Raw genomic sequence first — 11,125 nt, 5'->3', positions numbered from 1 at the left:
GTCAGAAGGGCGTCCAAGTCAGTCTTCACACACCGACCATGGACGCCCTTCGCCATGCCCACAGACGAACAACCAAAATCACATCAACGATCTAGGAGTTGACTCTGTCGGGGATCTTGGTGGTCTGCTCAGTCTCTGGCGGACCGCCAAGATCTCGGCCGGGGGATCGCGTGCTGATTTGGGTAGTTCTGGAAGGCGGTCGGCGGCCGTGACGGGGGTGTTTCCCCGGTCGGCGGCCGTCGGCTGAGGCGCTCGATGTTTGCGGCGATGGCTGTGAGCACGTGCTGTACGTGGGCTTTGTGCTGTCCCCGGTAGCGGCAGCGGCGCATGCCGTGTCCGTGGGCGAGTTCGTTGATGGTGCCTTCCGCTCCGGAGCGGACCGCGTAGCGGGCCTGCCATTCGGGTGTCTGCTGCTCGGCGCGGACGCGGAGTTGCAGGTCACGGAGTTCTCGCGGGGAAATCCCACGCTTCGGGCGCTGTCTGCGGTGGTCGTGCAGCGGGTGCGGACCGGGCAACGGCACTGGCTCTTGGTGAACCGTGCCACGATCAGAGGTGCCGCGGTGGGTGAGGAGGTCGGATAGGGGCCGTGCCATCCCGCGCTGGTCTCGCCCTGCGGGCAGGTGACCTGCCGGCGGTCGAAGTCGATGTGGAAGTCGTCGCGGCCGAAGCCGTTGTTCCTGCGGTTCTGGCGGGTGGTGTTGATCGGCAGCGGTCCGGTGACCGTGACCCGGTGTTCGCGGGCTGCCTGTTCCAGATGGACCAGGGAGGTGTAGCCGCCGTCGACCAGATGCTCGGAGGGCAGCAGCCCGCGATGCTTGAGCCTGGCGTGGATGCCGGGCAGAGCCTTCGCGTCGTAACCGGTGGCGTCGGTGGTGGCCACATCGGTGATCACGTTGACGCCGTCGGGATCACAGGTTTCGGTGAGGTGTGCGACGAATCCCTTCCAGCCGGTGACGTGTCCGCGGCGCGCGTAGCGAGCCGTCAGGTCGTAGGGCGAGACGACCGCGACGGCCGAGGGCGGCAGCCCGCCGTCCTCGGCGGTGCGCCAGCGCAGGCGGCCGGCTCCGTCGAGGTAGTAGTTCTGCACCATGATCTGTCGTAGGGCCTGGACGCGCGGACCGGACGGGCGGTCCGCGCCGTGCTCCCCGACGCGTTCCAACAGCCGGACGGCGTCGCCGCCTGTGGCGAGGATCCTGGTCTTGGGGCGGGTGGGGTTCTTGCCCAGACGGACCGGGCGGCCGTAGCGGCGTCCCCATTCCTCGTCGACCAGGCCGGCCAGCAGGTGCGGAGCTGTGCCGGCCAGCTCTTCCAGCGCGGCGCGGACGGCCTCGGTGACCAGTTCCAGCCGGGTCAGGTCGCGCACCGCGGCCAGGACGTGGGTGGAGTCCGTGCGCTGTGTGGTGCGCTCGCGGACGAGACCGGCCTCCTTCAGGCGTTCGAGCGCGAGGTCGAGGAGACGGTCGGCGCGTCCGCCCTCGGTGAGACGCTCACGGAAGTCGGAAAGCACGCTGTGGTGGAAACCGGGATCGTCCAGTTCCATGGCCAGCGCGTATTTGAAATCGATGCGGCAGCGAACCGCCTCGGCCGCCTGCCGGTCCGACAGACCGAGCAGGAACTGGAGCACACAGACGGTGGCCAGCTGGGCGGGCGAGAGACCCGGGCGGCCGTCGCGCGGGTATCAGTCGGCGAAATCCTCGTCACGCCACAGCCCGCCCAGGTGGTCTCTCACCCACATCGCCGTCGTACCGCCCGGATTACTCGCTCGCGCCATCTGCACGGTCAGAGACGGGACTTGCTCATCAGAACGTGCGTGGAGCAACAACGGGCACCTCGACAATTGCATCGGTCCTTGAACAGAGCCGAGCATGCCCGTTGATCATGCTGCCCCGCCGGGGATCCTCAAGATCCACGACAGAGTCAAGCTGAACACCGGTCGCACTTCACCGTTTCCGCGTTCCGCAGCGGCTGGATGTGAAACCCGACACTTGCGATTCCGACACCGGACTTGCCTAGTGAAACGGTTATACGCGGCGATCCGGTGTGACCACTGTGCGGGGCTGTTGACGCGCGCGATCGAGAGCAAGCAGGGGGTGAGTTGCCGGAAAATCCGGCGGCACCTGGTGTCAGCAAGGTTCCTTGTCCAGGATCACGACGGGGATGCGGCGGACTGACTGGGCTTGGTAGGTGTCGTACATCGGGAAGATGGCGGCCATTCGCCGCCAGAGCGGCGGTGTTTCCTGTGCGGTGGCGGTGCGCGCTCGCACGGTGAAGGTCTCCGCACCGATTTGGACGTCGGCCTGGGGATGCTCCGCCAGGTTGAGGTACCAGGCGGGGTGTTGCGCGGCGCCGGCGTTGGATGCCACGAGCACGTAGCGTTCGTCGTCGCGACCGTAGATGAGAGCGGTGCGTCGCAACTTCCCGGAGCGGCGTCCACGCGTGGTGAGAAGGAGAGTCGGCCAGCCTTGGTAGAGGTGGCCGTTCGTTCCGCCGGTGTCCAGGTAGGCGCGAATGTGCTCCGCCACCCACGGAGTCGGGCTGTCGAACACTTCGTCGTCGAAGCCGGTCATCGCGCACCCCCGAGCAGACGCAGACGGGTTCCGGCGGTCTTCCGGAAGACGGGGATCAGCACGGCGCCGACGGCCACGTGCGCGAGCGCGAGCGTGGTCTTCGTGCCGCCGCCGGCCTCGACCGCAAATACCGGCACGAGGGACGCGGCCAGCAGCACCATGGCGGCGGCCGTCCAGATCCGTCCCGCCAGCTCGGTCATCCGTTCCAGTCCGGCGAGCAGCGCCCAGCCGAGCAGTGCGGGCACCAACGCAAAGATCCCCATGGCCGCGGCCCCGAGATCCCGGGTCTGCCCCTTCTGCCGGACGACCAGGTCACATCCGAGCAGGGGATCCCCGACCGCCCACACGGCGAGTGACGCCGAGACCGCACCTACGACTGCGAGGCCCCGGGCTCGGTGCACATCTCTCAGGCTGCCCGCTATCGGGCGGGTGTCCGTGGTCGGCGTCATAGCGGCTCCTTGAGATCATGAATAGTTCAGATACTGAATCATCTGGTCCGGCAGGAGCATACGTCATTGATTAAGGAAGTCAATCATCGATTAGCTGAACCATGTCGTAGGCTGTGGCCATGAGCGAACGTGGCGACGAGACGGATCCGGTCGTAGCCGACCTGAGCACCCTGGTCTTCGAGGTCACCGGGCGGCTTCGCGCCCAGTTCAACGCCGCGGCGGCGGAACTCGACCTACCGCCGGCTCAAGCCCTCGTGCTCACCAAGCTGACGCCCCCCGCTCCGATGCGCCAGTTGGCCGAATGGCTCTCCTGCGAGCCCTCGAACGTCACCGGCATCGTCGACGGCCTGGAACGCCGGGGGCTGGTGATCCGTGCGCCCGCGCCGGGTGACCGCCGGGTCAAGCACGTCGTCCTCACCGGCGCGGGCCAGGAGAAACTCGCCGAGCTGCACGCACGCACACACGCGTTCACCAAGACGTTCTTCGCCATGCCCGCAACCGACCAGCACATCCTGCGCGACCTCTTGGCGCGCATCCTGGACGGCCCGCCGGTTCATCCGGCTCCGGCCGACCCCGACCGGCACCGCTGACACGCCAACCCGAACAGCAAAGACAGGAGAAGGCAGGTACGGCCCGTCGGTACCCGCTGTTCCATCAACCGGTCACGCACCCACATCGCGGCCGTGCCACGCGGATTCGCAGCCCTCGCAACCTGCAACGTCCGCACCGGAATGCCGGTCCCCGAACTCGACCCCATCGACAACGTCGCCCCTCACCGCGGCCCCCTTCTCAGGGAAGCAGCAGCGGCCCCGGGCGTCACCGTGGCGAACCAAAGCGAAAGATCACCAACAGCATCCAGAAGTTGAGCCAGAACCGTCAGAAGTGAACGAGGCCAGGCCTCGATGGCTTCACCGAGGCCGAACCCGCCCACGAACCGCCTTTGTTGCGAGCTGCCGCCGTTTGGGACAGGGACGATCCCGGCTCGCGCACGCCGTCCACCACCGAACGTCGAGTTCGGTGGACAGCCGCACCCGTTCCTTCGTCCGGCTCGATCAGCGCCATGAGCGCCGGAACCAGCTGAGGATCGACCGCCTCGGCCCGCATCCGACCGCCGCCGGGGCGCCGGATACGCTCCTCGGGCAGCGGATCGAGCCCCGCCTCGAGTTCAGGACCGCCGGGCCGGCCCGGCGCCGCGTGTGCGAGCCCGGACACACCCGAGGCGTCGACCGGTCACCGATCGACGCCTCGAACCCCCATCCTCACACGAACCCCACTCCGGATCCCACATCCGACTTCACGTCCAGCGCATCCCCAACGCGTCCAGCTCGGCGATCCGCTCGGCCGACAGCTTCGCCCGCCTGCTCCTGGTCGTGGTCACCCACACCCCCAGCCGTACGTCCTCCGGCCACCCGTCGAACGCCACCACCGACTCCACGTGGGCGCGCGGGACTTCCAGGTGCCCGACCCGGGTCCGGTGGGCCGCCGCCGCGCCCACCGGGATCGCCCACGCCTGCTCGCGCGTGCGCCGCCGCCTCGGCCGCCGCGATGTCGACCGTCGCGGGCGGGGAGTTCCCGGGGGCCTCGTCGGCGAGCCGCCGGCGGATTTCCCGGGCTTCCTCGTCTCGTCCGAGTTCGTCGAGGAGATTCGCCCGTGTCGCCTGCGCATTCCCCATGCGCCCGGTGAACACCTCGGGTGTCTCCGAGGCCAGGCGACGGAGGATCCGGGTGGCTTCCCCCAGTACGGCCAAGCCCTCGGCCTGCCGACCCACCGCACCGTCGTCGATCAGGTGCGCGCTGACGGCCTCGAGGTCATGGTGCAGCGTGCTCACGTCGGCGGCGAGCCGGTCCGGCGCATACCGAGCGAGCGAGACAGCGCACTCCACCGACCGACCCGGCGCTGACGAACTTCGTGATGTGAACGGCGTATTGCCGCAACCAGCCCGCCCACCGGCGCACCCGACCGCGCGCCTGGCCCGGCAAGCGATGCGCAAGACCGCCTCTTTTACTCCACGTATCCGACAGGGCCGCTGCCGAACCGGTCGAGGACAAAACGATGACGGAGCGCGGGCGGACCTTCGCGGGATGGGGCCGCGCGACGACCGCCCCGCCCCCGGTCGAGTCCGCCGGATCGAGACCGAGACCTCGGTGGGGTGATCGTATGTTCGGGGTAGATGTAATCGAGCAATTGCCCGACCCGATCGGGGTTGTGGTGTGCGGGGGAGGGCGCAAGCCGATCCGGTCGTGATCGGGGGTACCGCCTGCCGCGGCATCTCGGCTCGGGCGGGATGGGTCGGGTTGATTCCCTGGTTGCAGGTGGTTCCGGGTGCGTCCGAGGCGAGTGATTTCGGAGAGCGACCGCGAGGAGACACCGTCGATCATGAGCCTTGGAGCCTGCTTCCTGGGCGCCGGCGCGTTCGCCGGCGCGGGAACTGCGCCCGAAGGTCGGGGCGTCAGTGGCGGCAGAATTTGCGTTCCGCCGCCCTGGGGTCGGGCGGGATGGTCAGCGCGGCGCGGTCGAAGGAGCCGGTGAGATTGCGCAGGAAGCGGCCCGGGGTCATCGTGTCCGTGGTCGAGTGCAGCAACTCCTTGAGGTCGCCGCAGTCCAGCGCCGCCCGGGCGGCGTGAATGTCCTCTTGGGCCGCCATGTTCGGCGGGACCAGCGACCACGCGGCGGGATCGACGTACAGGGCGATGTTCCAGGCCAGGGGGAGCAGCTTCTCGTGACCGGCGGCGACGTGCTCGGTGCGTTCGATGTGCGCGCCGACGGTATTGGCCAGGCCCCATACGTCGACCACGATCCCGCGCAACGGGGTGACCGCACCGCCGACGCCGAGCCGGCCCATCACCAAAGCCTCGGCGGCGCGCACGTCCGAGCGCAGCGGCAGCGGCGGCGGGCCGCCGGGGATGGTGAGATAGTTGCCGTCCAGTACCAGCACCCGCCGACCCTGCGCGTCGAGGCGGAACAGCTCCGCGTGCAACCCCGGAAGGGTCTCGCTGTGCGCGTATGACGTGGTCGGATTGGTGGTCTTGGTCCAATTCACGTAGACCATGCGCTCGTTCCAGGTCTGATACACCCCCGGGCGCGGCCCGTCGGTGGTGGTGAGCCCCGACCGCAGCGAGACACCGCACCACACCGCCCAGACCGAGACGAGCACGAGCAGGGCCACCACCCGTCGATCGATGGGCACGAGCAGTGCCGGCAGCAGAATCAGCAGCAGCACCGGCAACCACATGCGCCCGTGCATGAAGTCGCCGCCGACGCGCAGTACGTAGAGCGCCTGGGCGAGCGCGGCCACCACCGGCGCGGTACCGAGGATGACGGTGCGCCGTCGGCGCGGCCGGCGCCGCAGCAGGAGCAGCACCACCGCGGCCAGGATTGACAGGGCGGGCATCCACAGGTGGTACGGACGGTCGAAGTCGAGGAGGTAGTCCCAGCCTCGTCCCCACAGTTGCCGGGTCGCGCTCTTGGTGACCGCGGGCATCGGATAGGGCAGTCCGTAGTAGCCCATGCGGAACACCTGGTACCCCAACGGGAGTGCGCCGGCAGCCGCACACATCCCCACGACCGCACGCCGGCTCGGCCGGGACACCAGGACCAGGGCGATCAGGAACACGATCGAGGTCGCCGCCAGCTCCGGGCGGATCAGGAAGCCGAGCCCGAACACCCCTGCCACGCACGGCAGTCGCCGGATCGACCGGGCGGGCGAGTCCCCGACAAGCAACCACCACGACAGGCCGATCCAGCCGACGAGCAGCCCGGTCTCCAGGCCCGACGTGGCGAAGTCCCAGACCGGGGGCAGCGCGACCAGGACGAGCGCGCCGGCCGGCACGAGCACCCTGTCGGTCTCGGCGCGCAACAGTCGGCGGGTGCCGGCCAGGGCGAGCCACAACCCGGCCACCGACACCACCAGCCCGGCGTAAACGGCGGTGCGCGCCGGATCGCCGGGCGTCAGCGCGTCGAGCAGGGCCAGCAGCCACTGCCACAGGGTGCCCGTGGACGTCTCCACCCGCTCGCCGGGGCTGTACACGGGGCCGTTGCCGGCCAGGATCTGCCGGGCCGCGCGCACGTAGATCAACCCGTCGTCGGTGATCCACCGGCGATGCCAACCCATGACGGCCAGCACCAGCACGGGAACGGCGATGGCGACACGATCGAGGATGCGGCGCCGGCCGGCCGGGCCTCGGGCCGGTGTCGATTCCGTCGGTGTGGCGGGATCGGGGAGCGCGTCGGGCGCGAGTGCGGGCGCGGTGGTGCCGGTCATGTCGTCCTTGTGTTTCGGTTCCGAGAGTGGATGGCCGTCGAGGCGGTTGCGTGCCGGCCGCGTGTGCGTGGGGTCGGTCACGACCCGGGTGTCGGCGTGGTCGCGACCGTGTGCGAACCGTCGAATCCGAACGGCGGGCCGTCGGGCATGGAGTCGACTATGCCGCTTTCGAGCATGGTGCTTTGCGACAGAATCGCCCCGATCGGGTGATCCTTTCCCGGTAGGGTCACGACGTCGCGCACGCCGAGGAGGGCCCCGGTGGCCGGGTCGAGGATCAGTTCCCGGCGCAGGCCGCTCCTCGGATCGGTACGCGCCAGGCCGACGCCCCGTCGGCCGCGCCCGTCCGCGGCCTGCTCGGTCCGCACCACGCCCGGTACGCGTGTCAACGCCTCGTACAGCGCACCGGACACTCCCGGCGGCAGCACGCCCTGCTGGAGGATTCGTCCCATGTCGTCGAAGACGTCCTGGTCGAGGTTGATGGCATCGCCGCCGGGTGCCCGGACGAGCCGTTCGCGGATCGCCGTCGACAGCGCCTGCGGGGTCGCGGGCAGGGCGGAGAGTTCCAGGTAGTTCCACCGCTTCGGCGGATCGTTGATCAGCAGCCCGTACGGTCCGGCCGCGCGTTCGTCGACGAACAGGCGGCGGCCGTCCCGTGAGACCCACTCCTTGCGCGAGTGTGGCGCAATCATGATCGGCACGCCGTCCCTGGCGGACCACGAGGACGACTCCTGCTCGGTGTACAGGACCTGCCCCGGGGTGGGGATCGGCGGACCGCCGGACACGTCGAGGGTTCTCACGGTCGTCCGCGGCGATCGGGACGGGCCGGTGTCGGGCGTACCGAACAGCGTCACCCCGGCCATGAGCGCGAGCACCGCGCCGACCGCGCCGACCGGCGCGGCGAAACGCGGCAGCCGGCGGGGGCGGGCCACGCGGGTGGTGCGGGCGATATCGCCGGTGATCTCGCGCATCAGGTGCTCTTCGAGCAGTCGGTGGCGCTCGGGAGCCGGGAAGACGGCCCGGGCCAAGGCGTGTTCGGTCGCGTCGTCGTGCGGGTGGGCACGGTCGGCCTCGACGGGCGTGCCGGTCCCTGAGGCACGCGTGGCGGGGGTGGGGGGTCGGTGTGTCATGGGGCCGGCTCCCGAAGGATCGTGCGGATGGTGGCGGGCGGCGCGACGGTCGCGCCGTGCGGAACGGAGGAGCCGCGCAGGTCGCGCAGTTCCTCCTCGGTCAGCCCACGCAACCGGGCCCTGGCGCGGGAGAGTCGCGAGCGCACCGTGCCCACCGGCAGGTCGAGCGCCTGCGCGACCTCGGCGTAGGTCAGCCCCGAACACACGCACAGCGTGAAGATCTCGCGATCGCCCCGGCGCAACCGGCCCAGCGCGGCGCGGGCGGCGGTCAACCGCTCGTCCTCGTCGATCCGGGTGACCACGGCGTCGGCGATGTCGGGGACGACGGTGCGCCCGGGCGAGCGGGCCATCGCGTGGCGATGTCGGCGCGCCGCCCGATGGCGATTGCGCAGGACGTTGACCGCGATGCCCATCAACCAGGGCAGTGGCGTCTCACCCTCGTCGCGCAACCGTTCGCGCAGTCGCCAGGCCTCCAGGAACGTCAGCGAGACCACGTCCTCCGACGCCGCCCAGTCCCCCGTGACGCGATAGGCGTGCGCGTAGACGACCCCGTGGTGCGCCTGGAACAGCTCGCGAAACGCGACGGGATCGCCGGCGCGGATCGCGGCGTGCATCGAATAGTTCACATGCCAAGTTGTCCGCAGCGGCCGCCGAGTTCCCGTGACGTGGATCACACCATCGCCGCGATGCCCGTCCGAATCCAAGCACGACAACCACACCACCGACACCCAGTGCTTCGCCCACGACGCCAAGCTCCGTCTGAAGGAAGCCCGGACCGACACGGCCGAAACCACCCTCCCCGCGCCCAATGTCCCCGGAATCGGCGGCTGCCCCATCCAGATCCCGACCAAGACCACGGTCGGCGGCCCGGACGCCAACCGGCCCCCCTTCGCCTACGACATCGTCGGCAACCGCACCCGACTCGTCGACCACGACCCCACCGACGCCCCCACCAAGAACGTCGTCACCGAGTACGGCCACCGCGCGGCGGCCACGCCCGCCGACCGCACTCACCTCCGAGCAGCAGGGTCCGTCGTTGTCCCGGCTTCTGCCGGCCGTGCAGCAACGCAAACAACTGGTCTCGGACGACGACGAGTTCCCGGGACAGCTGCCGCAGCGGGGCGTGTACGTAAGCGTTCGCGAGGCCCGCGACCTCCCCCTGCCGGAAAAGTTGAGTTCGCACTCCTCGACGTTGGTTCCGTCCATCGAACTCACGAAAGCCCCCGACACGTTGGCGGCTTCCTCGGCCACGACGTGGCGGCCGTGAGCGTTGCCCTACTCGTGTTCCACCTCGCAGGCCCACGCATTTGCCGGATCCTCCACCCCAGGGCGGCGGCACTGGTCGCCGCCGCAGAGAAGGCATCGCCGACGCGCACCGGGCGGGGCTCAGCGAAACCGGCCTCGACGCGATTCGCCTGGACCATCTTGCCGAGATCCACCACGGCCCCATCCCCCGGCCACGCATGCGGGCGGTAGACCGCGACCCCACTTCTGCGACCAGGGCAGAAAGCCCATGACCAGCACAAACACGGTCCGGGCCTTTGGTGCACAGGCTATGCGCAGCACACCAAACCAGCCGCCCCCCAGACTCAATACGGCGGCACAACTATGTTCCCTTTCACATATCGCTACTCAGGTAACCGGCACGGCGCCGGAGGCTGCTTCAACCTCGAGCGGCGCTGAAAGATAGCCTTCCCGACTCTGATGTTTACCGTCGATACCGTCGATACCGTCGGATTCGCTCGGACGGCTCTCGAACCCAAAACGAATGCTTCGAGCCCGACCAGTGCGGTCGAGCCCGAAGCAGGCGCGTGTCAGCGGGGTTTCAGCAGTGCCGTAAAGATTCCCAGGCCGAGCAGTTGCGCAAGCAGCAAGCTCTTGCTGTCTGCCGCAAACAGGGGCCACAGGGTCAGGGCGAAGAAGAACAGGGGCGGGCGGAGCTCGGCGATCTCCGAGTTTCGCTTCCTCATCCCTGGCAAGGCCAGGATCGCCAGCATCTGACCCGTGGGTAGGAGCACGATGATCGGAGCGTCGTGCATCCTTTCACCGACCGATTCCCAGTATCCGAGCTGCCGCAGATGGAGGCTCCCGTCGGAGGCGGGCGCACCCGTGTCGTCAACTGTTGCCCGAGGACTGGTCATCGAACCGGCGAGCCAGGCCGAGGCCGTGAGTGCAGCGTGCCGGAGGGCGTTCGCGCGGGCGCGTTGACCGATCGGGGGACTCCTCGACAATCAGGAAGAGTGCTCGGACGGACGGTGTCCGCGCACGGCACGCCACCGTGATCGGGTCTGCTCGACGGTGTCGTCCCACTGGTGCCGGACCTCGTCCTGCGACGGGCGTCGGCCCTGGCGAATGCCCACGAGTTCGTCTCATACCTCCCGCCCCAGGGCCACCGAGGCGACAAGGACGAGCATGGCACCGAAGAGAAGCGTGGCCATCCCGAAGACCGCACCGGCCGCAGTACTCCGGGAGGACACGGCTCCGACGGACGTGCCCGCCTTCGGGGAACCGGACGGTCCCGCCGTCGGCTGAGGCGCAGGCGGCCCGTCGAACCGGTGCCTCCGTGACGGGGATGCCGGCCCTTCGTCGGGTTCTCGGGTTGTGCCGGGCCACGGACGGCCGGTCGATCCGGGCGCGGAGAAGCTACAGGTCACCGACGACGGCCGACTGTTCACCGTGACGCACTCCACCGGCCCCGCCAGCCCCGATGTGATCGCCGC

At 69.4% G+C, this 11,125-nt stretch carries 10 protein-coding genes and 2 pseudogenes; 2 read left to right on the top strand and 10 right to left on the bottom strand.

Translation table 11 applies throughout. From position 1 onward, the window contains the following. Positions 1 to 128 precede the first annotated feature (128 nt). From ACH4XV_RS48345 to ACH4XV_RS48330, 4 genes and pseudogenes are all read right to left on the bottom strand, one after another. A complete protein-coding gene (locus tag ACH4XV_RS48345; RefSeq protein ID WP_395801002.1) occupies positions 129 to 593 on the bottom strand; it encodes a transposase in 465 nt (154 codons plus the stop codon). 914 nt (positions 594 to 1,507) lie between these two features. Continuing rightward, positions 1,508 to 1,624, bottom strand: a pseudogene (locus ACH4XV_RS48340) (transposase); the annotation flags it as partial. Positions 1,625 to 2,123: 499 nt separating this feature from the next. After that, a complete protein-coding gene (locus ACH4XV_RS48335) occupies positions 2,124 to 2,567 on the bottom strand; it encodes a nitroreductase family deazaflavin-dependent oxidoreductase (RefSeq protein ID WP_395801000.1) in 444 nt (147 codons plus the stop codon). After that, the gene (locus ACH4XV_RS48330) at positions 2,564 to 3,016 is read right to left on the bottom strand and encodes a DUF6069 family protein (protein WP_395800998.1); all 453 of its coding nucleotides are present in this window, start codon (positions 3,014 to 3,016) and stop codon (positions 2,564 to 2,566) included. The genes ACH4XV_RS48335 and ACH4XV_RS48330 overlap by 4 nt, the downstream gene beginning before the upstream one ends. Before the next feature lie 119 nt (positions 3,017 to 3,135). Here ACH4XV_RS48330 and ACH4XV_RS48325 point away from each other — a divergent pair, with 119 nt between their 5' ends. Continuing rightward, complete coding sequence (locus ACH4XV_RS48325; protein ID WP_395800996.1) at positions 3,136 to 3,606, top strand: MarR family winged helix-turn-helix transcriptional regulator; 471 nt, start codon at positions 3,136 to 3,138, stop codon at positions 3,604 to 3,606. Between the two features lie 448 nt (positions 3,607 to 4,054). Here ACH4XV_RS48325 and ACH4XV_RS48320 read toward each other — a convergent pair. The 5 genes and pseudogenes from ACH4XV_RS48320 to ACH4XV_RS48300 form a co-directional block, all read right to left on the bottom strand. Beyond that, positions 4,055 to 4,228: pseudogene (locus tag ACH4XV_RS48320) on the bottom strand (ISAzo13 family transposase); the annotation flags it as partial. A gap of 82 nt (positions 4,229 to 4,310) precedes the next feature. Further along, entirely contained in the window at positions 4,311 to 4,682 is a 372-nt protein-coding gene (locus ACH4XV_RS48315; protein ID WP_395800994.1) for a helicase associated domain-containing protein, read from the bottom strand. A gap of 784 nt (positions 4,683 to 5,466) precedes the next feature. Next, positions 5,467 to 7,278, bottom strand: a complete 1,812-nt coding sequence (locus ACH4XV_RS48310; RefSeq protein WP_395800992.1) for a hypothetical protein — start codon at positions 7,276 to 7,278, stop codon at positions 5,467 to 5,469. 77 nt (positions 7,279 to 7,355) lie between these two features. After that, entirely contained in the window at positions 7,356 to 8,405 is a 1,050-nt protein-coding gene (locus tag ACH4XV_RS48305; protein ID WP_395800990.1) for a CU044_5270 family protein, read from the bottom strand. After that, positions 8,402 to 9,031 carry an RNA polymerase sigma factor gene (locus tag ACH4XV_RS48300; protein WP_395800988.1) on the bottom strand — a complete coding sequence of 210 codons (630 nt, stop codon included), beginning with the start codon at positions 9,029 to 9,031 and terminating at the stop codon, positions 8,402 to 8,404. The genes ACH4XV_RS48305 and ACH4XV_RS48300 overlap by 4 nt, the downstream gene beginning before the upstream one ends. 410 nt (positions 9,032 to 9,441) lie before the next feature. On the opposite strand from ACH4XV_RS48300, the gene ACH4XV_RS48295 reads away from it, so the two are divergent. Continuing rightward, a complete protein-coding gene (locus ACH4XV_RS48295) occupies positions 9,442 to 9,672 on the top strand; it encodes a hypothetical protein (RefSeq protein ID WP_395800986.1) in 231 nt (76 codons plus the stop codon). 547 nt (positions 9,673 to 10,219) lie between these two features. On the opposite strand, the gene ACH4XV_RS48290 is transcribed toward ACH4XV_RS48295, so the two are convergent. After that, positions 10,220 to 10,402, bottom strand: coding sequence for a hypothetical protein (locus ACH4XV_RS48290; protein ID WP_395800984.1), 183 nt, complete (start codon positions 10,400 to 10,402; stop codon positions 10,220 to 10,222). Between the last annotated feature and the right edge of the window lie 723 nt (positions 10,403 to 11,125).

This window comes from Embleya sp. NPDC020630 (assembly GCF_044334985.1).
GTDB lineage: Bacteria > Actinomycetota > Actinomycetes > Streptomycetales > Streptomycetaceae > Embleya.
This window is presented reverse-complemented; position numbering and strand designations above follow the sequence as displayed.